General features: G+C 36.3%; 27 protein-coding genes and 1 tRNA gene. 18 read left to right on the top strand and 10 right to left on the bottom strand.

Going from position 1 to position 25,143, the window contains the following annotated elements:
• Positions 1 to 86: 86 nt before the first annotated feature.
• The 3 genes from rpsJ to rplT all read left to right on the top strand — a co-directional run bounded on the left by rpsJ (position 87) and on the right by rplT (position 1,117).
• Positions 87 to 404: a 30S ribosomal protein S10 gene (gene rpsJ, locus IQ215_RS03620; RefSeq protein WP_015223309.1), complete on the top strand. Its 318-nt coding sequence runs from the start codon at positions 87 to 89 to the stop codon at positions 402 to 404.
• Positions 405 to 505: 101 nt separating this feature from the next.
• Complete coding sequence (rpmI, locus tag IQ215_RS03615) at positions 506 to 715, top strand: 50S ribosomal protein L35 (protein WP_193800036.1); 210 nt, start codon at positions 506 to 508, stop codon at positions 713 to 715.
• A gap of 51 nt (positions 716 to 766) precedes the next feature.
• Positions 767 to 1,117, top strand: a complete 351-nt coding sequence (gene rplT / locus IQ215_RS03610; protein WP_193799959.1) for a 50S ribosomal protein L20 — start codon at positions 767 to 769, stop codon at positions 1,115 to 1,117.
• A 462-nt stretch (positions 1,118 to 1,579) separates the two neighbouring features.
• Here the strand turns inward: rplT and IQ215_RS03605 are convergent, their stop codons facing one another.
• The 9 genes from IQ215_RS03605 to IQ215_RS03565 form a co-directional block, all read right to left on the bottom strand.
• Positions 1,580 to 2,017, bottom strand: a complete 438-nt coding sequence (locus IQ215_RS03605; protein ID WP_193799958.1) for a DUF488 domain-containing protein — start codon at positions 2,015 to 2,017, stop codon at positions 1,580 to 1,582.
• Positions 2,018 to 2,019: 2 nt separating this feature from the next.
• Positions 2,020 to 2,625, bottom strand: a complete 606-nt coding sequence (locus IQ215_RS03600) for a DUF488 domain-containing protein (protein ID WP_193799957.1) — start codon at positions 2,623 to 2,625, stop codon at positions 2,020 to 2,022.
• A gap of 20 nt (positions 2,626 to 2,645) precedes the next feature.
• Positions 2,646 to 3,329: a dual OB domain-containing protein gene (locus tag IQ215_RS03595; protein WP_193799956.1), complete on the bottom strand. Its 684-nt coding sequence runs from the start codon at positions 3,327 to 3,329 to the stop codon at positions 2,646 to 2,648.
• A gap of 721 nt (positions 3,330 to 4,050) precedes the next feature.
• Positions 4,051 to 4,332 carry a CRISPR-associated endonuclease Cas2 gene (cas2, locus tag IQ215_RS03590; protein ID WP_193799955.1) on the bottom strand — a complete coding sequence of 94 codons (282 nt, stop codon included), beginning with the start codon at positions 4,330 to 4,332 and terminating at the stop codon, positions 4,051 to 4,053.
• A complete protein-coding gene (gene cas1 / locus IQ215_RS03585) occupies positions 4,332 to 5,324 on the bottom strand; it encodes a CRISPR-associated endonuclease Cas1 (protein WP_193799954.1) in 993 nt (330 codons plus the stop codon). The genes cas2 and cas1 overlap by 1 nt, the downstream gene beginning before the upstream one ends.
• A complete protein-coding gene (gene csx18 / locus IQ215_RS03580) occupies positions 5,321 to 5,629 on the bottom strand; it encodes a CRISPR-associated protein Csx18 (RefSeq protein WP_193799953.1) in 309 nt (102 codons plus the stop codon). Before csx18 ends, cas1 begins: the two co-directional genes overlap by 4 nt.
• A gap of 17 nt (positions 5,630 to 5,646) precedes the next feature.
• A complete protein-coding gene (locus IQ215_RS03575; protein ID WP_193799952.1) occupies positions 5,647 to 5,961 on the bottom strand; it encodes a hypothetical protein in 315 nt (104 codons plus the stop codon).
• A gap of 344 nt (positions 5,962 to 6,305) precedes the next feature.
• Positions 6,306 to 6,983, bottom strand: coding sequence for a hypothetical protein (locus tag IQ215_RS03570; protein WP_193799951.1), 678 nt, complete (start codon positions 6,981 to 6,983; stop codon positions 6,306 to 6,308).
• A 78-nt stretch (positions 6,984 to 7,061) separates the two neighbouring features.
• Positions 7,062 to 8,417: a hypothetical protein gene (locus tag IQ215_RS03565; protein ID WP_193799950.1), complete on the bottom strand. Its 1,356-nt coding sequence runs from the start codon at positions 8,415 to 8,417 to the stop codon at positions 7,062 to 7,064.
• A gap of 379 nt (positions 8,418 to 8,796) precedes the next feature.
• Here IQ215_RS03565 and IQ215_RS14315 point away from each other — a divergent pair, with 379 nt between their 5' ends.
• The 14 genes from IQ215_RS14315 to IQ215_RS03500 all read left to right on the top strand — a co-directional run bounded on the left by IQ215_RS14315 (position 8,797) and on the right by IQ215_RS03500 (position 23,404).
• Positions 8,797 to 9,171 (top strand): type III-B CRISPR-associated protein Cas10/Cmr2, encoded by a 375-nt coding sequence (locus IQ215_RS14315; RefSeq protein WP_206688492.1) that lies wholly within the window; start codon positions 8,797 to 8,799, stop codon positions 9,169 to 9,171.
• 30 nt (positions 9,172 to 9,201) lie between these two features.
• Positions 9,202 to 10,350, top strand: a complete 1,149-nt coding sequence (locus tag IQ215_RS14360) for a Cas10/Cmr2 second palm domain-containing protein (RefSeq protein WP_241735244.1) — start codon at positions 9,202 to 9,204, stop codon at positions 10,348 to 10,350.
• Positions 10,351 to 10,544: 194 nt separating this feature from the next.
• On the top strand, positions 10,545 to 11,519 hold the full coding sequence (locus tag IQ215_RS03555) for a type III-B CRISPR module-associated Cmr3 family protein (protein WP_193799949.1): 975 nt from the start codon (positions 10,545 to 10,547) through the stop codon (positions 11,517 to 11,519).
• 2 nt (positions 11,520 to 11,521) lie between these two features.
• Positions 11,522 to 12,328 (top strand): RAMP superfamily CRISPR-associated protein, encoded by an 807-nt coding sequence (locus IQ215_RS03550; protein ID WP_193799948.1) that lies wholly within the window; start codon positions 11,522 to 11,524, stop codon positions 12,326 to 12,328.
• Between the two features lie 95 nt (positions 12,329 to 12,423).
• Positions 12,424 to 12,816 (top strand): hypothetical protein, encoded by a 393-nt coding sequence (locus tag IQ215_RS03545; RefSeq protein ID WP_193799947.1) that lies wholly within the window; start codon positions 12,424 to 12,426, stop codon positions 12,814 to 12,816.
• Between the two features lie 54 nt (positions 12,817 to 12,870).
• A complete protein-coding gene (locus tag IQ215_RS03540; RefSeq protein ID WP_193799946.1) occupies positions 12,871 to 13,110 on the top strand; it encodes a hypothetical protein in 240 nt (79 codons plus the stop codon).
• Positions 13,111 to 13,114: 4 nt separating this feature from the next.
• Positions 13,115 to 13,540, top strand: a complete 426-nt coding sequence (locus IQ215_RS03535; RefSeq protein WP_241735243.1) for a type II toxin-antitoxin system VapC family toxin — start codon at positions 13,115 to 13,117, stop codon at positions 13,538 to 13,540.
• 21 nt (positions 13,541 to 13,561) lie between these two features.
• On the top strand, positions 13,562 to 15,196 hold the full coding sequence (locus IQ215_RS03530; protein WP_193799944.1) for a hypothetical protein: 1,635 nt from the start codon (positions 13,562 to 13,564) through the stop codon (positions 15,194 to 15,196).
• A 67-nt stretch (positions 15,197 to 15,263) separates the two neighbouring features.
• On the top strand, positions 15,264 to 16,532 hold the full coding sequence (locus IQ215_RS03525) for a hypothetical protein (RefSeq protein WP_193799943.1): 1,269 nt from the start codon (positions 15,264 to 15,266) through the stop codon (positions 16,530 to 16,532).
• 6 nt (positions 16,533 to 16,538) lie between these two features.
• Entirely contained in the window at positions 16,539 to 18,632 is a 2,094-nt protein-coding gene (locus IQ215_RS03520) for a WYL domain-containing protein (RefSeq protein WP_193799942.1), read from the top strand.
• 335 nt (positions 18,633 to 18,967) lie between these two features.
• Positions 18,968 to 20,653: an ABC transporter permease gene (locus IQ215_RS03515; protein WP_193799941.1), complete on the top strand. Its 1,686-nt coding sequence runs from the start codon at positions 18,968 to 18,970 to the stop codon at positions 20,651 to 20,653.
• 307 nt (positions 20,654 to 20,960) lie between these two features.
• Positions 20,961 to 22,019 (top strand): Fe(3+) ABC transporter substrate-binding protein, encoded by a 1,059-nt coding sequence (locus IQ215_RS03510; RefSeq protein ID WP_193799940.1) that lies wholly within the window; start codon positions 20,961 to 20,963, stop codon positions 22,017 to 22,019.
• Between the two features lie 202 nt (positions 22,020 to 22,221).
• Positions 22,222 to 23,283, top strand: a complete 1,062-nt coding sequence (locus tag IQ215_RS03505; protein ID WP_193799939.1) for an ABC transporter ATP-binding protein — start codon at positions 22,222 to 22,224, stop codon at positions 23,281 to 23,283.
• Positions 23,284 to 23,319: 36 nt separating this feature from the next.
• Positions 23,320 to 23,404, top strand: a tRNA-Ser gene (locus IQ215_RS03500).
• A gap of 7 nt (positions 23,405 to 23,411) precedes the next feature.
• Here IQ215_RS03500 and IQ215_RS03495 read toward each other — a convergent pair.
• On the bottom strand, positions 23,412 to 23,909 hold the full coding sequence (locus IQ215_RS03495) for a salt stress protein, Slr1339 family (RefSeq protein WP_193799938.1): 498 nt from the start codon (positions 23,907 to 23,909) through the stop codon (positions 23,412 to 23,414).
• A 156-nt stretch (positions 23,910 to 24,065) separates the two neighbouring features.
• Here IQ215_RS03495 and ccsB point away from each other — a divergent pair, with 156 nt between their 5' ends.
• Positions 24,066 to 25,067, top strand: coding sequence for a c-type cytochrome biogenesis protein CcsB (gene ccsB, locus IQ215_RS03490; RefSeq protein WP_193799937.1), 1,002 nt, complete (start codon positions 24,066 to 24,068; stop codon positions 25,065 to 25,067).
• Positions 25,068 to 25,143: the final 76 nt, after the last annotated feature.

The following is a 25,143-nucleotide window of genomic DNA, read 5'->3' as shown; positions in this document are numbered from 1 at the left end:
AAAAATATAATTGTCAATTGTCAATTGTCAATTGTCAATTGTTTCGTACCTTGAAAAATTAATCTCAGTAAATAACTACAAAAATCATGGCAACTTTACAACAACAAAAAATTCGTATTCGCTTAAAAGCATTTGACCGTCGTTTACTCGATACATCTTGTACTAAAATTGTTGAAACGGCTAATCGTACTAATGCTCAGCCAGTAGGTCCTATCCCTCTCCCCACAAAACGTAAAATCTACTGTGTGTTAAGATCTCCCCACGTTGATAAAGATTCGAGAGAACATTTTGAAACCCGTACTCATCGTAGGGTAATTGATATTTATCAACCTTCTTCTAAAACTATTGATGCTTTGATGAAGTTAGACTTACCCGCTGGGGTTGACATCGAAGTTAAACTGTAATTTCGAGAAGGGTTCTCCTTTTTAAGTAATTGTGGTTTATCTCTATCAGGATGACCATAAAAAAATGTATAATTGTAAATTGTGCTAATTTAGATAAAACTATGCCTAAAGTAAAAACTAAAAAATCCGCTGCTAAACGTTTTCGTATCACTGGAAGCGGAAAGAAAATTATGCGTCGTAAAGCAAATAAGAATCACTTGTTAGAGCATAAAAGTGCAGAACAAAAACGTCGTCGTCTTAGCAACATGACTTTGGTTCATGAAAGTGATGAAAAGGAAGTACGTTTAATGCTTCCTTATGGTACTAAGTAGGAATAAATTTTCTTCTATTAAACCTTGTAACATTAATTTAATTGTAAAAAAATGAGTAGAGTTAAGAGAGGTAACGTCGCCCGTAAAAGACGTAATAAGATTTTAAAGTTAGCTAAGGGTTTTAGAGGTTCTCACTCTAAGTTATTCCGTACAGCTAATCAGCAAGTCATGAAGGCGTTACGTAATGCTTATCGTGACCGTCGCAAGAAAAAAAGGGATTTTCGTCGTCTTTGGATTACCCGTGTTAATGCGGCGGCAAGAATGCACGGCATTAGCTATAGTCAGTTAATTTATAAGTTAGATAAAGCTAATATTTCTCTTAATCGTAAGATGTTGGCTCTTTTGGCTGTTCAGGATATGGACGCATTTAAAAAAGTTGTGGAGTTAGCACTTCAAGCCTAAATTTGTCTATGATTTTTATATAAGGTGTTCTTGGGCTTTGTTTTTATGGGGCTTGAGAACACTTTTTTATTTAAAGGATATTTTTGTTTTCGTTTGATTTATGTATTCTAATGGATGAGTTATAGTATTTTCCCAGTTGCCTCACTGTATAATAAATTGCATGGCTAACAGTTAACCTTCCATTAACCGAAAGCAAGTTAGTTATTTTAGTATATTTGTTAATTAATTTGGCGTTGGCGAATTAAGGTATGATTTTTAGTTGAGTTTGGCAATAGGGAATGGGCAATAGTAATAATAGTTTTAATACTATACATTTACTGTAATTCAATAATGCTTCATACTCAAAATCAGCAATGCCATTAATTTTATTAGTTTACTATGCTGATCGAATTTGGTATTAAGTATAATAATGGAGGTGAATCATAAAGTCTGTTTAATGTACACACTTTGAAATGAATGGGATTAAAGATGTTTAATTAAAATTCCTCCCCATTGTTTGTTAAGGTATTCTGCTAACAACCTTCTGTGACAGTAATGAGGTTCTTTTTCACTACATAATAAACATCCATTTTCAAATAGTTTGGGGGATATTGTTTTATCAATTTTGCGATCTTGTATCAATTTTAAATAGTGTTTTTCATATTCTTTCCATGATATAGTTTTTTGTTTTTTAAATTGGTCTAAAATATCTTTGTTAGGTGCTAAATCTTTTATATGAACATAATTTATATTACATATTCTTTTTAAAAAATATTGAAGATCATTTTTTTTTGCATAACCAGAAAGTTGAGAAGAGTTGTTTAACCTTACATCAATTAAAGTTGTAACTTTATTTTTTGTTAAAGAATCAAAAAATTGTTCGGCTGATGTTTGTGTAAAACCAATGGTAAATAATTTCATTTTTATTTTCGTAAATAAGCTATTTTTGTTCCTTGTATGTGATAAGCATCTTCAATTAAATCATCTTCGGATTGGGAATTTTCTTGGCTGAAATCAAATAGATTTAATTGTTTAGGCGTATTTAATCCTAGTAAATCAAGTAAACGTTTTTCTAGTTGATTTTGTGATTCTAATTGACCATTAGATAAAATATGTAATATTGTTATATTCTGTTTTGATAAATACCTAGATATTAATATGGCACGATGGCAATTAATAGGGTCTTTTTCGGCACACATTAAAGCTATATTATGTTTATTCGTCCCTTTTATTAATCTTGTTAATCCTTTCAAAAATTCTTCTGTCTGGGCTATTTTTTCATATATGGCTTGATTTTTTACATAACAATTAGGATTTTTACTTCTTGCCCCTAATTCATCTCCTAAAAAACTATATGCAATTTTGTTTTGTTTTAGTTTATTTTGCAAATTTTTTTGATTGTATTGTTGATTATATCGAGAATAGGGGATGGAGCGAACATCAGCGATCGCCGTTACTTGATGTAATTGTAATAAAAAGATAAATTGTTCGATTTGATGATTACTATGCCCAATGGTAAATATTTTCATTGATTAAAAAGTGTATTATTCTACCGAGTCACATAGGGAATAACTGCAGCTATGAGTTTATAACAATGACCTTTATAGGGTACACCCAAACTAATGGTAAATAAAAATTGCACCTCTTGAGACAACCCAATATCTTTTGAACTGTAACAACCGAGTTCAAATTTTGTTAAATGTTCTAGCCAATTAGGATCTGTTACCACTAAATTATATTGAACATTATGTAAAGAAAATATTGCCCTAATTTGTCGATTACCTGAGTAATTATTGTTTATACACCATGTAATATTGAGGGGTTGAATGATTTCTAAAGAACTTTTGGCAGGATTTTGCTGTAATTGATGGTAAGAAATGCGATCGCCCCTTGTTCCAAATATACTATCACCCTGAAAAAAAGCATTTTCGATTAATTGTAAATGAGACTTATTAAGAGTTTTACCAACCAATTGCCAAGGAATTCTCTCAGTTAACCAATTTTCTGGTTGATATAATTGGGGTTTGGGGGTAGAAATAGCAATTTGAATAACAGACAATATCTGGGGTTCACTACCATTTGATAGAGTATAATCATTAGCAAAAAGAGTTCCATCATTATTATTACTGCCTACAGGACGTATCCAACCCTTTCCATCAGTCCTTATACCCGCAATACAGCGCCCACCAAGTTTTTTGGAATTCGCCAAGCAAATAATCTCTACTTTTGGCATTATTTACTTACAAATAAGTTAAGTTATTTACTAATAGTTTAGTAACTCTTTTTTTATTAGTTTATTTATTCATGCGAATAACAATATTAGGACTGAAAATAAAAGATTGTAAAATTGTGTTTTAATTTATTTTCTCCCTTGGTCGTTAAATAAACTACGACTCGACAAAATCACGATAAAAAGAGAAAGAATAGCCACACGATATTAAGGATAGCGACTCGTAGGGCTCAGGAGTTTCTTATCAAGGAAAATGATGAACGTTTCCATTAATTCCACTACCCCGAAGGATAGCGACATTAAAAGGTCAAAAAATGTCCGAAACTTCTGATTTCCGTGCGTTTCCATTAATTCCACTACCCCGAAGGATAGCGACAAGCGGTAACGCAGATGTTCAAGATTTCGCCCAAGTGTTGAGCGTTCTCAGCAGTTTCCATTAATTCCACTACCCCGAAGGATAGCGACCCCTGATGTATTTGAGGAGTTAGCCGAGTCAGCAGGGGGAGCCGTTTCCATTAATTCCACTACCCCGAAGGATAGCGACACCTTTATATTAACTCCTTGTTCCGCTTACTGTCCAGCGCACCTTAGCGAACCTTAACAAAAATTGATTTAAATGATACTGGAAATTTATCAAATACATACTTCAAACCCTTGTTTAGTAAAAGAACGAGGGATATGACGAATTTTGATTGTTTGAGATACATTCAGCGATCCCTCGCAATCAGATAACCTTTGATTTTAGGGGATTGGTGAGGGGCAAACCTTGTCCCCATGTTTCCACCTTTCTAAGAGTATGATCCGAAATAGGGTAAAATCTCAGATTGTCTTCCTCCTGTTTAAAAACCTTTCGTAACCTTTTTTTCAACTCCCGATATTGCTTAAGATTTAAAACACATTCAAAAACGCTATATTGCACCCTCACCCCATAACCTTCGAGAATATCCGCAATTTTTTTTCGGCGTTTGTCGTCGGTGATGTCATAAACTATTAGATAAAAAAGCATCAGCGAATACGATAAGGTTGATACCCGAAAACAGGATGATAAACAAAATTTTTATAGCGTCTTACTTGCCTTGTTAACAAATCCCAGCGGGGTTGTTTGGTTTCCCTACCCGTATCGATTAATTCCTCCATCCTTTGGATAAAAACATTTAAAAACTTTTTTCTACCACTGTGGTTAAGATAACAACCGCCATGCTTAAAAGTGAAATCATCTACGCTGTTGATTATATTTTTATTTACCAAATAAAGCACCAAAGAATCGATAATGGAAGCCCGAAATTCTTCTACTAAGTCAGAAGCTAACACAGGATGACGCTCATTTGCTTGATGGAGACAACCATAATAGGGATCTAATCCTTGTAATTCAATCAATACCAAGAGATGATTCCAAAGAATTTGATAACCAAAACTCAGAAGCGCATTAACGGGATTCCCGGGGGGGCGACGACTACGCCCAAAAAAAATAAAGTCAGGATTGGTTATACATTGCCCTAAGGCGGAAAAATAAGCACTTGCCCCGGCGCCTTCATAACCCATTAGTTGATTAATGGTTAAGGCTTGAGATACTTTGTCCATTAAATAGCTAAGGATATTGAGGGCCTGGGATACATCGATGGATGGTTTTCTTTGTTGTTGCCGACGCAAAATCACTCGACTATTAGCTAGTTTTGCTTTCACGATAGCTTTTGCAACAGTTATTTTATTATTAGAGTCTAGAAGTTGTTGATAACGACTTAGATAACGATAACCCCTTTCAATGGAGATGGTACGCCCGTAGCAGTAGCCCATCCTAGATAGGTAAACAATGGGAATATTTTTGATTAAACAAGCGCGAATGGCTTGGGTGGTAATTTGGGATTTACCCATGATCAAAATTTGTTCTACTAGGGGCATTTGTACTTCTTCAAGGATGTTGTTACCATGTTTTACTATCAATAATTCTTTTTTGAGGGATAAATAACAACCCTGTTGCGATACATAAACGGTATTCATTCATCTTCAAGGTTTCTGAGTCGATTAAGTTCTATTTCCATTTTTTTTGCTGAAGAAATTTGCCCCCCTTTAGGATTTTTATAGGGATGATCTAAAAAATTGACTTCGGAGGATTTGATTAACCAGAGGGTAATAAGGTCAAAACTTAAACTTACTGCTAGAGTGGTGAGCATGACGGCGATGGTGGTAGTGATTACTCCTGCTAATCCCATGGGGGCAATGAGTAACAATATTAGGGTAACGGTGCCATTACTTATGCCCATGGCAATACTTTTGATGAGGCTTCCTTTCCAAGAAATTAACATCTTTTTTTGTCTCTTTTTTAAAGATCCGATGAGTCGTTATTTTTTAATTTATTTTTGGCGTTTTGAATGGCGATGGAATTATCAATAGTAGAAATAATAGAGGCTAGTAATGAGTATTTTTGTCCTCTTTCAAAGGCTTCTCTATTGGTCATATTGGTAGGACTTGTTATGGCAAAAAAAGCAAACAATGCCAGTGAAACTTTACCCAAGGCGCTCCATCTTCTGGTGTGGATGTAACCTGCGATGGGCGATAATATAAAACATAATGCAATATTTGACCAAATAGATCTATTGGATAGGTAAATGGTTTTTTTGTCGTGATGATGTTCCATTTTGTCCTCTTTTTGTGGTGGTTTGGTTGGTATTTATCCCCCCCCAAATCTCTTTAATTATCAGAGACTTTTTTATTTAAACCAATTTTTTCTGATTAATACATAGCTATCAAGCGAATAAGGACTGTTGTTTATTTTTGGTGTTGGTTTGCCCACCCTCTAATATCAAGTTTGGATAATTCGTTATAAATAGATTCTATTTTCGTCGCCCACCGTGTAATGAATTACACGGCTAATAGTCAACCTTCAATAAATTGAACTAAGACTTCTAAATGTCATAACCGTTCCCTATTCCCTTCCTCAAGGAGAAGTCATACCTAAAATCAGCAATGTTCCATTATTAATTAATTGTGTAACAGTTGTTTTTCGAGGAGGGGATATTCACAATCTCCAGTTTTTCTCACATACTCGATGTAGCTTTGTATTAGTTTTTCGTCTCTGGTGATTATTCTTTTTTTTCTGGAGATGGTTTGGGGGTTATCGTATTTTAAGGATTGTGATGGGGAGGTTTCGGAAGAAGGGTAATCAATTTCTTGGTGTATGGGAATGACGGTTTCTGGGTTATTGGCAAAGTTGTGGGGATGGGGAATAAAGTAGTTTTCTGAAAAATTCTGGGCTAGGGAAGTATGGGGATTTTCTAGGTAGATGCCATAGTTATGGTTGTCGTCTGGGGGGTTTTTTTCTTCTTTGGGGGGGGGAGAGAATTGGGCATTGGGTAATAATTCTTTTTCTGATGAGTAGTCGGAGTCTGATGTTATCAGGGATTGAGATTTTGGGGGAGTTATAGTTGTTTCGGGTGGGTTTTCTGGTTGTTGTTGAGGGGTTGTAATTTTTGCTGGGGTTTCTGGTGTTTTTTCGGGGGGTGTTGGTAAGTGGGGAAATGGGGGAATTTTTCTGGGTTGGGTGAGTTGTTGTTGATGTTGTTCAAAAATATTGATTATTTCTGGATGGGGGAAGATTCCTGTTTCTTGGACTTCGTTGATAAATGCTCTAAGAAGGGTTGCGTTGCGGTTGTGATTCATGGTTGTTATGGTTTGGGTTGATGAAGTTTTTGATCCCCCCTAGCCCCCTTTAATAAGGGGAGAACTGAATTTGGGATTTTATTGATTTTGTTGAGTGTCGTTGATTAGGTTTCGCCATTGGGCTTCTAGCCATAAATCTCTTTTTTGTTTTAATTCTTCATCCCAAGATAGTTTTACGTATTCGTCTTCGGAGTAATTCCAAGTGATGATACAAGACACAAAGCTACTGATTACTGAGAATGATAATATAAACAGGGGAAGGGCGATCGCCCCTAATTTTCCATCAAACAACTTGGTTAAAAAACTATTCGTTGCCAAAGTAACCAATTCCAGAGAAGATTTTAACTCCCCTTCAGGGGTGAAATGAGACTGATAAACATTAGGGAAACTACTATCTAAAAATAACAGATCATTACCAACATCATTACGGGCGATTAACAAATTATTAAAGTTATTTTGAGCATTTTCATAATTAACAAATAACTCATTTTGTAATCGCACCAATTGACGACAGACGGGTAATTGTTCCATGGGTACATTATCCCAATCCTGGGTGTGCTCTTGCCATGTGCCGTGCATTTCTGCATACAAAGAATACCAACGGGGATTAGAATGAGGAAGACTATTTAATTCTTCTTGTCCTTTTTCACATCGTTCTTTTACTGCTACATATTGAGGAGAAGTAGCATTTTTAAAAACCTCCATATTTTCTTGTTCAATTATCATCTGTTTCTCAACAATTTCTTGGGCTTTTACTTCCGTTAATTTCGACTGATTATTAAATAACTCTACCCCAATGCCCGATGCGACAGATTGAATAACATTTAAAATAACTAACCCAGAAAATAACCCTGCTTTTTTGACTAAATGATAATTTTTGTTACTTGTATTAATCTTAGTTGATAAATCATTACTAAACTTAAGAATAATAATATTCATAACAATAGTAATAAAAAATGCCCAACCACTACCCAACGACTTGAAAGCAAAAAACCACAATGGACTATTACCCACAAAATCAATCAAATTACTAGCATTAATAAGACGGGAAACCACCACCGCATCATCTCTCACCTTATCTGTAACATAGGATTTGCCATAATATTCCGTGGGAATGCTTAATAAATAATTTTTGATTATTTTGACGAATAGATTATCAGGTTGACTTGGTTTTATTTCTCCTTCTTTATCAACCATCGCCACCAAGTGGGCATAACGAGGATTGGTTTCAATCCATTTAATTAAGGCGATATAGTCAGGTAATTCTTTGATATTTTCTTCTGTTTCTTCTTGATTAACTACTTCTAAAGGTTTAGTTTCTGGGGCTTCGTTTTTATTGGTAGATGATTTGACGATGTCAATGTCTTCTAAATCAGCAGACTCAACAATTATGATTTCCTCGTTTTCCTTTGGTGCAAACTGCTCATTATCCATCGAGTTACTTCCCTTGTTTATCTCAACAATTACTAATGTACAGATTTTTTTAATAATTTACATCTTTTTCATGCGAATAAGGCTAAAGATATGTGGGGTAAAGATTTTAGTTAGTATTTACCACAGTCTATTTAATATCAAATCCGATGCAGAAAGTATATAATCCAGCTTTGCAATGAATTATGAGACTAATAGTTTATCGTTGAATAGAACTAAGGTATATTTTGATTGACAGATTTAGTATAGTTACTCTAATTTATTTATTGACTTTTGCAAAGAAAAACAAAGCAATATAAAGAAAATTCACATTCGCTTAAAACACGATTCTTATCCTAAAAATTGTTTTATAGTAAAGGGAATAATATTAATCAAAATTTAAATGGTAGTTTATACAGCAATTACCTTTTCTCCAGTGCAGGGATTTATAGAAAAATCCCGTAAGCTGAGGGATTTATATGGTGCATCTTTGATTTTGTCTTATCTAAGCAAAAAAATCGTTGATAGTGCAGAGGATAACCAATGTAAGATTATTTCTCCCGGTTTGCCGAAGTTGGCAAAAGGAATGCCGAATCGTATTCTTATTAAAGGGGATTTTCCGCAGGAGTTGGTTAAAGAAACCTTGGTTAACTCTTGGAAAAAAGTCCTCTGGGAGTGTAAAGCATGGATTGAAAGTCATGTGTCTGATGTGGTTTACACTTGGGATAGAGACTGGGAAATGTGGGCAACCCATACTTGGGAATTTTTTTGGGGGTAGGGGGATTCTATTACTTCCGCCATCGAAGACTTGGAAAGTAACAAGTTATCTCGGGATTGGGTTGGTATTAATTGGATTGGTGAAAGTTCCAGTTTAACAGGTACAGATGCGATCGCATTTAACCGTTTAGGAAGTGGACATCGTAACCCAAAAACGTTAAATAAAGCTCAAGATAAACAACAGATTGATGATTTTTATCTTAAATTATCCGCAGTTTTAGAAAACAGCACAGAAGAAGCCACGGAAGGCAAAGTTTTAGACTTAAACGAACGATTAAGCATACCAGAATTAGTTAAAAGATTAATCACTTTACCTAATACTGGAATACCCCAAAAATTTTCTAAAAATGATCTTCCTTTTCCTGAAAAGTTTAGCGAATTAAGCCGTAAACCAGACCCCGAAAATAATATTACAGGACAATGGACAGGATGGTTTATGGGGGATGGTGACAAAGTAGGTGATCATCTTAAAAAATTGCTTAATGAACCTAATGGAGAACAAAAAATTAAAGATTTTAGTGATGCCATGCGTCAATGGGGGGACAATTTAAGTAATAATTTTCCCCGTGATTTAGGACGTATTATTTATGCAGGGGGAGATGATTTTTTGGGGGTTATTTATAGTAAAAAAAGGGATGTAGATGATTCCCCAGAATTGAAAAAGAAAGCCTTAAGATGGCTATCCACTCTTAAGCAAGAATGGCAAAAACACGGTCAGGATATTACCCTAAGTGTGGGCTTTGTGTGGGTGGCGGGAAGTGTACCGCAACGGGATGTTTTACAACATTGTCGAGAGGCGGAAAAAGTCTCGAAAAATAAGGGCAGAAATCGAGTAACCCTGCGTATTGTCTTTAATAGTGGTCAATATGTGGAATGGACTGTGCCATGGGATGATCTAGGTTTGTTGTCGGCATATGAAGATAGAGACAAACAAGAAAATTGGGCTCATATTTACAATGATTTAGTTCAATTAAAAGCCCGTCATAGTATTAGTTTTAATCCTTCTTTAAAATTTGAAAAAGATGTTAGTTTAAGTAAGGCTTTACTAGATATTTATTTTCAGAATAAGGGTGATTATCTTTTTAGCAAACGTGAAAAATTAGTAGGAGATAAAGATCTAAATAATTTTAATATTTGGGTTAATAATTTAGTTGAAGTAGGATGGCAGTTTTGCGGTTAAAGGTTATACCAAATCCGATGTAGAAAGTATATCATCCAGCCTTGCAATTAATTACAAGGCTAACAGTTTATTGTTCAATGAATTGAACTAAAGTATATTTTGATTCACGGATTGAGTATTAGTAGTAAACTCTTTAGAGTTGAAAAAAAAGACTAAAGTCTTCACTACAAACATTTTTTTTAAGGGCAATAATTATGTTCAAATATTTAATAAATATTAAGCCGTTAGGTTATCTCTACGGTAGTGCAGGAGGCTTTTTATCTCCTGAAAATCTTGTGGGGCGATCGCGTTCTAAATTTCCCCCAGATCCTGCCACAGTATCAGGATTATTCTTCAGTGCTAATAAAAATTTAGCCATAGAAAGTCAACAAAATTTAGTAGATAAACTGCACATAGCAGGGCCATTTTGGGCAAAAGAAAACAACATTCAAGACTTTTATATTCCCATTCCATGGACAAAAATTATCGATGAAAAAGAAAGCGACGAATGGGAAATAAACGAAGGAAAATGGCAACGAAAAAACAGAGAATTAACCCCAGCTTATAAATGGCAAAAAATTAGTCAATGGAATCAATCAGCCCAAGAAATAAAAGACAATCAAGCCACAGAAACAAGCCCATGGCAATTCGTACCCATGTTACATCCCAAAATGAGACTGGATGAAAGACATACCGAAGAAGGGGGATTGTTTCTCGAAAACGCCGTGCAGATGGATGATGATACTTCTCTTGTGTATCTTTCCACCTACCAGTTACCCGACGGCTGGTATCGTTTCGGTGGTGAAAATCACCTCGTAGAAATCAACAGTATCCCCCTTAATACCCCGACTCAACAACTATTCCAACAACCCATTACCAAAGCCTTTGCACTGATTTCGTCCGCCGTGTGGGGTTCAAATCGTCTTTCCCGTCGCTATCCCGAAGCCGACTCCTTTCCCAAAATTGACAAAATTCTTACCGACAGGGCGATACCCTACCGCTATCGTGCGGGGGGAAGAATGGGCAGAGGGCGTTATGCCGTCAGTGCAGGAAGCGTCTATGTGTTGTCAGAATCCCTCAATAAATCATGGTGGGATTGGGATGAGGATTGGTTTCCCAAAGAAGGCTACTCCCTCAAAAGGGTAGGTAGTGGTTTGTGTTTACCTTTAGCAATTAATGGAGTTAACTAAAAATGTATAAAAAAGCCTACGGTATCATCGAAACTTTAGCACCTGTTCATGTGGGCGCCACCGCAGGGGAAGAAAGTGGCAATTTAAACCTTATTTTCCGAGATCAATTCACCCTCACAGGGGTTATTCCTGGTAGTTCTATTCGGGGTCGTTTTCGCTCAGAAATGTTGTTAAATAAGGGTAAAGACGACAGTAATCAATGGTATGGACATGATGCGGATGCGGGAGTTACCGACAGCACCACAGAATCGCTGGTTAAGTTTGAATATGCCTCTGTTGTTTGGCTTCCTGTATTTTGCCCCGGGCAACCCGTTGTATGGGTAAGTTGTCCTAAACTATTAAAACGCTATAAACGTATTACGGGTATTACTGATCCTGTTCCCCAAGTTTACAGTGGTTCATCGGTATTAAAACCATTGACCGTGGAAAATCGACCTACCCTATTTTTTAACTTTGGTTTCCTCACCATTGATCATCCCAGACAGAATTTAAAGCCATGGTTTCCTTTTGGGGAGGAGTTACCTGCGGTAGTGGTGGCGGATGATGAAATTGCTATGATTCACGATATGGCGTTGTATCGTCAGAGCAGGGTGCGCCTAGATGAAAATGAGAAAATAGCGGTAAAAGGTGCTTTCTTCAACACTGAGGCTTTGCCAGAGGGTACACAAATGATTTTTCCTGTGGCTATCAAGAAAAATCAGGGGGAATGGAAACCTTTTGAGGATGATTCCACTACGGGGGAGATTTATCTAGGGGGTTTGGAGTCTATTGGTTTTGGACATTGTGCGGTGGAGTTGCGAGGGCTTTAGATTTACTTGAGGTGAGGGAAATTTGATCCCCCCCTAACCCCCCGCGAATTCGGGGGGAATAAAGGTTAATAATTTATTATTTTGGAGAAATAACAATGGCTTGGAATTCGTATAATTTGGATCAGGCGGCGCATGATTTAGTATTGAGATATAGGGGTAGTGATGCGCTTAATCAGGGTTATAAGATGCGTATGACGGTTTCTTATGGTTTGGAACGTTTTTGGGGTGAGCAATTTCGCTTACAGGGTACCCGTGGCAGTGAGGAAAAAGCACGGTATTGGCGTGATACTTGGCAAAAGTTGGTAGAAATTATGGCAATTGCAGGGGTTAATTTACCTAATGATAATGTTAGTGCTAATAATACTCAACAAATTAAAGCCATGGCAGATTTATTATGGAATTTTGATCAAGAACAGCGCAAAGTTGCGATCGCAGTTTTGACCCAGTTAACAGAATCTATGGTGTGGTGGACACAACGTTATAAATAAATAGAAGTAGGGCGAGGAATTGCCTCGCCATTAAATAAATGGAAGATTATTATTATGACTCATCAGTTACTACTAAATGTCCCTGAAAATATTTATCAAAAACTTATTAAAAAAGCTAAAAAACAGGGAGAAACTTTGGAAAATATGGTTCTTAATTACCTAGATCAAGTTAATCTTGAAGCAGAAGAAGATCCTCTCGAGCAATTTATCGGAGCATTTGATAGTAAAAATAGTGACTGGTTGGAAAATCATGATTACTATTTAGGACATTCTCATGTGGAGTCTATTGATTAATGCAATGCAAATATCTAACATTTTTGTAGATACTTCAGGATGGGGTAATTTAGTAGATTCCTCCCAAAATTACCATCAGGATGCTGTCAAAATTTATAGACAAATAATTCAGAATAAAAAGAAATTAATTACCACTAATTATATTATTTCAGAATTAAGCGTTCTCCTCTCAAGTCCTCTTCATATTCCAAGAGTAAAAATTATTGAGTTTATTAATAGTTTAAAAATATCTAACCATGTGAACATAATTCACGTGGATGAATATATAGATAGTTTAGCTTGGGATTTGTTCAAAAATCGTCCTGATAAAAATTGGAGTTTGGTTGATTATTCTAGTTTTATTTTAATGAAAGAAAAAAGACTAACTCAAGCATTAACAAATGATCATCATTTTGAACAAGCTGGACTTATTCGATTACTAAAAAAATAACTATTATTTAGAGGAAAAAAGATGCCTAACTATAACAATGTACCCCTGATGTTTAGAAGCCAGTTACCAGGGCGCTGTCAAATTCAAAGATTAGTACCTGGTGCCAATGTACAAGATGCCGAAAACTGGGCGGATGAATGGGTGGAAGAATTAGAGGAAAAAGATTATCAATTTCGTGACAATGTCGAAACAAGGGAATATCAATTTACATGGCGCTTTATTACCAACAGTGGGCAAGATGAGGGGGTAATTCGCCCTGTGATTGGTGCGAAGGGATTTCCTTATTTTCCAGGTTCGAGTATGAAGGGCGCTTTTTGGCGTAGTTGCCCCAAGGATAAACGGGCTTTATATTGTGGTTATGAGAAAGATGGAGAAAGTCACGCCGGTATTTTACGTTTCCATGGGGGTTATCCTGATAAAGAATGGATGTTCGAGGAATTGGTGGATGTGGTGCATCCTCAAGAGGATTGGCAGGTAAAAAATGGTGGTAACCATTCAGCTTTTATTCAAATTTCCCTATACAAGCCTAAATTTACTTTTGGTATTACTTCCAAAAAGCCCCTAAGTGATGGGGCATGGAACGAAATTTGGCAAATATGGGAAGGTGCGATCGCACAGGGACTCGGTACAAGGGTAAGTGCTGGATATGGTCAAGTAAAATTAACAAATCGTCACGAATTAAACTCCCTCCTTACCGTCAACCTCAAAGGGAAAGGATTAGCCTCCCAATTGATTAATAAAAAGGGTGAATTTCGAGCCAATATGTTTAAAGCCGCCCTACGGGGGCATACCCTCAGACTCCTTGGGGGTGTCACCGATGCTAACACTGCCGAAGCCATCACCAAACAACTTTGGGGAGGATTTGCAGGGAGAAACGGGGCAGTAGTGGGAGAATTGGGCATCGTTTTTGATGCCATTGATTTAGAATTAGACGACTTTACCTACACTCCCGCCCGTCGCCCTTTTGATATGCCCATATATCAACTCAATCATGGCAAACTTGATATATTATCCATGAAAAATATATCCACCGCCAGACAAAACAACCTTAAAAAATTCCTCAAAAAACTACTACAATTTAGCCTCTTTATCGGTGGTTTCGGTAAATCATGGCGCAGAATTGATCATCGTTTATTTTATCCAGACTACTTAGAAAATGGCAGAAAACCCATGATTGGTTGTCATTGGGAATTTATTAAACCCTCCACAGGCTTATTTATTACTGTCAATGAATTAGAAGATTTAACCAAATTCCTTAATAGTGTTCACAGTAATATGAAAGGATGGGTTACCTACAACAAAAAACAGTTAAATCCCCAAGGAGCAAACTGGCGAGAAACTTTCAAAAAAGGTAATGTACAAGTATGGGGAAGAATTGCTGAAAATAAACTGGATAGTGAAGCCATAGACTTTTTCCATGGACAATATCAAAGAGATAAAACCATTAAACAGTCAACTTTAACAGGCAGAATGGGGCGTATCGGCAGAATAATTCATCGCATGTATCCTAGAAGAATTAAACGAGAAGATAACAAAATTTTAGTGACTAAGCAATATGTGGAGTTATTAACTATCTTCCCTGATGACAGTCAAAAAACTCGAGAATTTATCCAATATTTACGCTCTAATGTAAGCGACTTTAAACAACTTTGGTAATTATAAAATTCCCCTATAATTAAATAACTTAGGGGTCAAATATTTCTAAATTAATAAATATAGAAACATGGCAATAATCTTACTATCTTTTGTTGGCAAACAAGATCCTTTTCCACAAAAAAACCAAGAAGAAGGATCAATTGTTACTCTCATAAAAGAATTATCGCAACACAAAAATCAAACCATCAAAAATGCCATTTTATTACATACCGAAGGCACATCCACAGAAGCAGAATTAACCAGAGATTGGATACAAGAAAACTATTCTTGTGATGAGATACAATTAATACCCGTTATTAATCAATTATCCGATGATCCTGTCAATTTAACCTTAGCCATACAAGAAGCAAAAAAAGCGCTGAGAATAGCTCAAAATCTTCAACAGAAAGGGGATATATTAGCATTTAATGCCTCTTCTGGTACTCCTGTAATGAAATCCACTTGGGCTATTTTGCAAAGTGCAGGTTATGCACCCCATAGCAATGTGTGGCAAGTTAGAAATCCCTATCAATTAAAATCCAATCAAGAGCGAGTTTTTCCTACTAATTTAAATAGTCTTAAAAAGGAATTTGATTTACAAATTATTACAAAACAAATTATAAATTATAACTACAGTTCTGCATTATTAACTATTAAAAATAGTAGCCTATATCATCCTAAAATTGAGGATGCTATTAATTATGGAAAATTGAGATTATCCTTTAATTTTAATCAAGCCTATAGCTTAGTTAATAAACATGATGATAAGGTTATGAAAAATTTGGCTAATGAACTTGGAGCATTGAGACAAAAAAACTTACTTACCCTGATTAAAGAAGTTTATTTTAAAGCTAGTGTTAAATTAAAGCAAAAAGAATATGCTGATTTTTTGGTGTGGTTAGTGGCTTTTCATGAGAATTTATTGAAATATTTACTAATGAAACAATTTGGGGATGAGTCTCAATGGGCAAGTAAAAGATGGCCAGATATTCAAAAGGATATTATTAATAATATACGAGATTTTGATCATGGAAGATTACAAGAGCAAATAGAACAAGAATACCCTAATCTGAGATTTTTAAATATTCCTGTTATGATGAAAATCATACAATATAATAACTATAATAAACAAGAATTAATAGAAAGAATAAATTTATTGGATAGATATGTGAGAGATCGGAATTTATTTATTCATGAAATAACAGCTATTAATGATATTAAAAAACCTGAAGATTTAGATAGGGAAATGTTTAAAATATTACAACAGTTAACTAAAAAAATGCCTGATATTAATCCTTTTGATTACTTAAATAAAATTATTTTACGTAATCTAAAAATACTTTCTAATAAATATTAATTGTATATGTTATGTCACTTTTTAATTGGTGTACCAGCTTCAGGAAAATCTACGTTTGCTAAACTTTTAGCTCAAACGGGTAATTATCAAATTATCTCCACTGATACCGTCCGAAAACAACTTTATGGAGATGAAATAATACAGGGAAATTGGCAAGAAATAGAGCAAAAAGTTATTGAGCAAATTAAACAAGCCTATGACAAAAATTTGCCAATAATTTATGATGCGACTAATACAAAAAGACCATGGAGATTTGATTTTTTAAATAAAATACGAGAAAGGGTTGGTAAAATTGACTGGGTAGCTTGGTATCTCAATCCTGACGTGGATACTTGTAAAAAGCGTAATCAAGAAAGAGATAGACAAGTGCCGGAATATATCATTGATGAGATGACAAAATCTTTGAGAAGGTTTCCCCCCCATGTGGCTGAGGGTTTTATTCATATATATGAAGTTAAAATTGATACTCCGTATAAGTTATCGTTTATTACGAAGAAATTAGACTCGTTAAATCGTCGGATTATTAATAGGCATAATCGCACTAATGTAGATAACATTACTCTCCATCGTTATTCTAGGTTAATGGATTTCGATCGCCTCTTACACCTGATTTCTCTCCTCGCTTCCTATTCTGAGTTGGGTAATTTACAATATGCCTATCCTCAAATTATTGAAAATATTTTCGGGGAGTTACTCTCTTTTGATGATTCTATCAGTGAAATAACCGCTATAATGGCAAGATTAAAAGGCACTATTTATGCTGATAAATTAGCCATTGCTGAAGATTTAAAATTTCTGGGAAATTATGGTTTAGTCAATGGTGGAGAAAAAGATTATAAATATCAAGAAACTGTAGTAGTTGATCAAGATATTGTTACCCATTATGCTTCTGATAAATATACTTTTGAGAGAATTTTAAATACTATTAAAACAATCCTTGATAATCCTTTTTTACCTACTGTAGAAGCAGAGTATCTCAATCAATATTTTCCTGAATCTCAACATAAAGATGATCCCACAAAATCTAGTTTATCAGGACATCTAACCAATTTAACAGTACATTTAATGGCACAGGAAAAATGTCATATCAAGCATCTTAAAGCAAGGCGAGATTTACTGCGTAAAGATATTGAATATATCCTTAAACCCTATCAAATTTTACCTAATACTATGCGTAATGGTTACTTTCTTGGCACAGGTATTCTTTCTCCACAAGAATTAATTGATACTTTTCGTCTATTGCAAACCCAAGCCAAAAATATTGATGATCCCCTTGCCCTTAATTTATATAATGACTTTGAGCGTAAGATGAGATTAGCCCATTTTGATGATAATTATATTTATCCCGTAAGGGCGATCGCCAATAGGTCTATGATAGATACTGATAGCTTAGATTCAAAAACCCTGAGTAATCAAACCGAAAGGCTACAAAATCTCATTGAACAAAGAAAATTAGTTAAACTGAATAAATTTGCCAATCGTGCTAGATATGAAGGGGAAACAAACGGAGGTTTTGACGCTTGGTTATTACAGATAGTATTTTATAACTTTGCTTGGTATCTCGGCTTTCAACACCAAGGAGGAGAAAAAGATAAATTATTTCGTTTTGAGCGTTTAGATAGACTTTATATCGAACAAGAAACCCCTCAAACCCAAACCATCATCCAACAAAAAAAAGCCTTAAATCATTTAAATAAACTGCTATCTGCTAGTTATGGTATCTATCTTGGCAATGACATTCATCAGCAAAAAACATTTTTAAGTAAGCAGAAAAAAAATGCTGAAGTAAAAATAGAATTATGGTTTAGTGAAGATATTTTTAAGTTTATTGCCGAAGGTACAAAAAGATTTTCTACTCAACAAATGAAAATGACTAAACCTGCTTTTAGTGTTTATAATTCTTCTATATTTAGTTTAGATAAAAGTCCAGATAATAACAAACCTTATCGTTTTCAAGTTACACTACCCATATGGTCATTAAATGACTTTGATTTAATCCGTTGGATACTAGGTTTTGGTGGTGAAGTAAAAGTGCATCAGCCAGAGATATTAAGAACAAAAATTATTGAAATTTCAAAAAATATTATGGATGTTTATTAGTATTTGATTTAACCTCCGTTCGGGATTTGTCACTAGGGGAAATGAGGAGTTAGGGCAATAATAGTTTGATTATTTATTGTCAATTGTTCATTTTTCACATTTTTGCAAAACTATAAATCTTATCTCGAATTTAGATTAATTAATATCATATCCAATCGATCAACTTCCATTAAATCTGACTATATAAACGTAATGGATTAATGTAAGCTAACTTTTTTATCAAAAATCTAAAATTTAGTCATAGCAGAGAAAATTAAGTTAGATTACTTAGCTTGTGTTTGCTCTTAATGAATGATTTTAACTATAATATTGAGAATAGTTATCTATAGTTGGCGATGTTGGAAAGAGAAACAAGGGCAAGTTATTTGTTTGATTTTACGAAGATAAAATATCGTTTACCAATTTTTTTTTGGTATCTGACATTAATAACCATAGCTATTTTAATTAGCATCCCAATTTTAACTATTGCGCTCAGTATTTTTGGTGATAATCGAGACATCTGGCAACATTTAGTAGAAACAGTTTTATCTAGTTATATTACCAATTCCCTTGTACTGATGTTAGGGGTTGCGGTGGGAGTTTTAGTGGTAGGGGTAGGCTGTGCGTGGTTGGTAACCATGACGGAATTTTGGGGAGTGAGATGGTTAGAATGTTTTTTGTTAATGCCCCTTGCTTCCCCTGCTTATCTGTTAGCCTATGCCTATACTAATTTATTAAGTTATTTTGGCCCTGTACAAATATGGTTGCGAAATACTTTTAATTGGGAAAGTTTTGATGATTATTGGTTTCCCGAACCCCGCGGTATGTTAGGGGCGATCGCCATGTTAATCTTAGTACTATATCCCTATGTTTATCTTTTAACTAGGGTTGCCTTTTTAGAACAGTCCATATGTACCATCGAAGCCAGTCGTTCCCTAGGTAACAATCCATGGCAAAGTTTTTTAAAAGTGGGCTTACCCCTTGCACGTCCTGCAATTATGGCAGGTTTAGCCCTCGCCCTCATGGAAGCCCTTAACGATTTTGGTACGGTTCAATATTTTGGGGTAAATACCTTCACCACAGGTATCTACCGAACTTGGATAGGTATGGGAGAAAGACAGGCAGCGGCTCAATTATCTCTTTTACTTATGGGATTTATTGTATTCTTAATTTTATTAGAAAGATGGTCTAGGGCTAAGGCTAAATTTTATCAAGGAGGGGCAAATGATAAATTACCCCGTTATCAACTAGGATGGGGCAGAGGTTTTTTGGCGTTTATATTTTGTCTTTTACCCCTTAGCCTGGGTTTTTTGATTCCTACCCTTTATCTATTGCACCTAACCGTTACTAATATTGATGTTACTCTTAATGATCAATTTTGGACTTTAACCCGTAATAGTTTTATTTTAGCGATTATTTCCGCTCTGATTGCCATTGCGATCGCCCTTACCATGGCCTATGGAGAAAGATTAATTCCCTCATTAACCGTCAAAACTTCCATCAGAATAGCATCCCTTGGTTACGCCGTACCAGGTTCAGTCATTGCCGTTGGTATCCTCATACCCCTAGGTAATTTTGATAATATCATTGATCAAATCATGGTACGTCAATTTAATATTTCCACAGGATTAATTTTAAGTGGCACAGTATTTGCCCTCATCTATGGATACCTTGTGCGCTTTTTAGCCGTCTCCTTCCATACCATTGAATCAAGCCTCGGAAAAATAAAACCAAACCTGGATGACGCCTCCCGTAGCTTAGGATTAGGAACAATACAAACCCTATTTAAAGTCCATCTACCCTTAATGTGGGGAGGAATCCTAACCGCCATTATGCTCGTTTTTGTGGACGTAATGAAAGAATTACCCGCCACCCTCGTCATGCGCCCTTTCAACTTCGACACCCTCGCCATCCGAGTTTATCAATATGCCTCCGATGAAAGGTTAGTAGAAGCCTCTGCCCCCTCCCTAGCCATTATCATTGCAGGAATCATTCCTGTAATTATTTTGAGTTATCGTATTGCCAAATCTCGGCAAAGATAAATATTACACAAACCCTATTTTTACTTGAATTTGGAATAACATTTATCGTCTTGTAAAGGCGTGAATAATTGACAATTGACAATTGACAATGAATAGTTGAACTATTTTACTCTTACTCCCCATCCCCTCCACTCCCCATCTCCCATACTGACAAATCCCGAACTGAGGTTATTTTAAGTTATGACCTGCAAACCTAATAATCCTTATGTGAATCTGAACAAAAATAATTGCTAGTAGTTCTCAATATAATGATATTATGTTATCCATGATTAATAATAATAATTAGTATCTAAGTAGCGTATTCCACATGAGCAACATTAGTAGAAGAAAATTTTTAGGGGCAAGTGCCGCCGCCACCCTCGCCACCGTATCCCTTCGAGAATTAATTCAAGCAGGGGAAGCATCCGCCCAAGGACAACAAATCAATCTTTATTCATCTCGTCACTACAACACCGATCAAAGACTTTACACTGATTTTGAACGACTAACAGGAATTAAAGTCAATTTAATTGAAGGTAATGGAGATGAATTATTTGAAAGAATTCAAAGCGAAGGAAACAATAGCCCTGCAGATATTTTTATGACCGTTAACGCCGCTAACCTTTGGCGAGCGCAACAGGCGGGACTATTTAGCCCTGTAAATTCCTCCACCCTGCGCAATCTTATTCCCAGTTATTTAAGAGATCCTGGCAATAATTGGTTTGCTTTTAGTAAAAGAGCTAGGGTAATTATTTATAACAAAGAAAACGTCAACCCCAATGAGCTTTCCACCTATCAAGATTTGACCGACACCAAATGGAGAAATCGTTTGGTCATGCGTAGCTCTAGTAATATTTATAACCAATCCTTGACCGCAGGAATGATCGCCAATTATGGTGCAGATGCTACGGAAAATTGGTGTCGTGGTCTTGTGAGCAATTTCTTGCGTCCCCCCCAAGGCAACGATCGCGCCCAGATTGAAACCGTGGCTTCTGGGGTTGCCCATGTAACTTGTGCAAATACTTATTATTTGGGTAGTTATCGTTCTTCTAATGATCCTAACATTCGAGCAGTATTGGATAAAATTGGTGTGTTTTTCCCCGATCAAGATGGGCCTGGTACTCATATTAATATCAGTGGTGCTGGGGTATTGAGAAATGCTCCTAACCGTGCAGGGGCGATCGCCTTTTTAGAATATTTATTAAGCGCTCCTGCTCAAAACTACTTTGCCCTTGGTAATACGGAATATCCTGTAGTAGAAGGAGTTGCCATTGATCCTCTCTTACGTTCCTTTGGTACTTTTAAAGAAGATACTAGCGGAGTTTTCAGACATGGTCCTAACTCTGCGGCGGCCATTAGAATTATGGACCGTGCTGGTTGGGCATAAGTGAGTCCCTATTAAGGCTATTGAATTTTAGATCGTTTTATATATTTCGGGCAAGGGATAGTAATCCCTTGTTCTTTTTTGTAAAGAAAAGATGATCATAAACTAGAAACTTTAGCAATAAATGATCCATTTGGGGTATATTGATAACTGTTGAGAAGATTTCTTATCTAAATCTGTTTAGTTTTTTTTATTTATTAAGACCATGTCCGATTCAGTCATTCTTCAAGTTAGCGAAGTCAGTAAACAATTTCATCCCAATCAACTTCCTGCTGTTAATAAGGTAAGTTTTGAGTTACGTAAGGGAGAGTTACTGGGCTTGTTGGGGCCTTCGGGTTGTGGTAAAACTACTTTGTTAAGAATGATTGCGGGTTTTGAGAAACCTAATGGGGGTCGCATTGAGTTAGCGGGGCAGGTTGTCAGCGGTGATGGTTTTTGGGTGGTGCCGGAGAAACGACAAACGGGCATGGTATTTCAAGATTATGCGCTTTTTCCCCATTTGACCGTGGCCGATAATATTGCCTTTGGTTTAAAAAGTAAAAAGCCTCGCTTTAGTCGTGGGGAGATTCTCCATCGGGTGCAGGAAATTTTAAATTTAGTGGGTTTGGCTGGATTGGAAAAACGTTATCCCCATCAGCTTTCAGGGGGGCAACAACAGCGTATTGCTTTGGCAAGGGCGATCGCCCCTCAACCCGAATTAATCCTTTTAGATGAGCCTTTGAGTAATCTTGACGTGCAAGTAAGGGAAAGGTTACGCCACGAAATCAGAACTATTCTCAAAAGTACCAACACCGCCGCCATTTTCGTTACTCACGATCAACAAGAAGCAATGGCGATCGCCGATACCATTGGGGTAATGCAACGGGGTAATTTAGAGCAATTAGACACCCCGGAGAATCTCTATGTTCAGCCCCAATCAAGGTTTGTGGCCGAATTTGTCACCCAAGCTAATTTTGTGGATGCAACAAGGGAAAAGGATAATATTTGGATGACGGAGTTAGGGGAGTTAGAGTTAAACATTCCCGTTGCCTGTGATACAGGGGAGTTGATGTTTCGCCAAGAAGATGTAATATTATCCCCCGATGAACAAAGCCCCACCATCGTCCAAGAAAGAGAGTTCTTGGGAAGGGAATATCGTTACTGTTTACAAACCCCCTCCGGTAAAAGGGTTCATGCTCGAACTAACGCTTCTACCCAACTGCCCATTGGCACAAAAGTTAAATTAAGTATTTGCCCTGGGGGCGCTCGTATTTTCCCCGCAGCTTAAGAATAATTATGTTATAATATGAGGTGCTTATGCTGTGGAAAGGTGGCAGAGTGGTCGATCGCGCTCGACTTGAAATCGAGTGACTGGCAACAGTCCGTGGGTTCAAATCCCACCCTTTCCGTATTATATTAATTCTCCAAAGCCTTGAGATAGTCTATGGCAGCTTGTAGTTTTGAGTCATAGGACATGGCAAATTGCGAAAACCAAAACCCCTCATCGGAGTTAGGATTAAGATTTTTGAGCCATCGTTGGGCTTTTATGGTTAATTCTTCTCTCTTTTTAGCTTCAGCTTTAGCTAATTCCTCTTTTTTTCTAGCTTCGGCCTTAGCTTTCCTTTGGGCTTCTAACTCCTGTCGTTTAATTTCTTCAAAATCATGGTTAGAAATTTGTTCACGGGGTTTAATTTTACTCTGTAAATTTTGGGTGAGGGAGGCTAGGGCATCATCTACCCCTGAAGATTTTGGGGATGGCCTAGGGGGAGCTTTTTTTTGTTTAAACTGCGCTTCTATATCTGCTAATAAGTTTTCTGACTGATTATCTTTTTTTGGGGTAGATTTTTTTTGATATTGATTGGTTAAACTGGCTAACACAGAATCAATAGGATCATTTTCTGGGGGATGAGTCATGATTAAGTTAGCTTTTTGATTACACTTTCTTCTATTATATGTCGTTTTTTTTCCATTACTTTTGACAATTGGTCTTTTTTATGGGGGTCGATGGGGGTTTAGAATATAAATAGATATTTTTTTGATCGTCTTATTTTTATTAAATAAATTTAACCTATGGATTTAGTTGCCCTACAAAGTACCTTAGACAATATTTCTTTTGCCGTCTTATTCGTTACAATGCTTCTTTATTGGGTTGGCACTGCTTTCCCTAATTTGACTTGGTTACCCAAGTTAGGCACTACGGGAATGATTATAGCTAATCTGGCCATCGCCACTTTACTGGGGGCAAGATGGATTGAGGGGGGTTATTTCCCTTTGAGTAATCTTTATGAATCCCTCTTTTTCCTGACTTGGGGAATCACGGTGGTTCATTTAATCGCCGAAAATATGAGCGCTAGTCGCTTGGTAGGGGTTTTTACCGCCCCTGTGGCCATGGGCATTACAGCTTTTGCCACCCTTTCCTTACCCTCAGAAATGCAACATAGTGAACCCCTCGTCCCTGCCCTGAAGTCCAATTGGTTAATGATGCACGTCAGTGTTATGATGTTTAGCTATTCTGCTTTAATGGTTGGTTCTTTAATTGCGATCGCCTTTTTAATCTTTACCCAAGGAAAAGAGATTCAATTGCGGGGTAGCTCGGTAGGTACTGGGGCTTATCGTAATGTTAAACAATTTAACTTAAAATATAACCATGAATCCATACCATCAGATTTAACCCCAAATCAAGGTGGCACTGCTGTATTAACAAAACCAGTACAAGGGGCGATCGCCCAGAATACCCTTAGCCCAGATCGTTTAAACTTAGTAGATACCCTCGACAACATTAGTTATCGTATCATCGGCTTAGGATTCCCCCTACTCACCATCGGCATTATTTCAGGGGCTGTGTGGGCTAACGAGGCCTGGGGTTCATATTGGAGTTGGGATCCCAAGGAAACATGGGCTCTCATTACTTGGCTTGTATTTGCCGCCTACCTCCATGCCAGAATTACTAAGGGTTGGCAGGGCAGAAAACCAGCTATTTTGGCCGCTAGTGGCTTTTTTGTAGTTTGGATTTGTTATCTTGGAGTCAATATTTTAGGTAAAGGATTACACTCCTACGGTTGGTTTTTCTAACTTCATAAACTAGGTTTTAGATTTTTATTGATCTTAAAAATTAATAGTTGACAATAGATTTTCAACCTAGTAGCTA

It is taken from the genome of Cyanobacterium stanieri LEGE 03274 (assembly GCF_015207825.1).
Classification (GTDB): domain Bacteria; phylum Cyanobacteriota; class Cyanobacteriia; order Cyanobacteriales; family Cyanobacteriaceae; genus Cyanobacterium; species Cyanobacterium stanieri_B.
The sequence above is the reverse complement of the archived record's forward strand: the minus strand, read 5'-3'. Positions and strand labels throughout refer to the sequence as shown.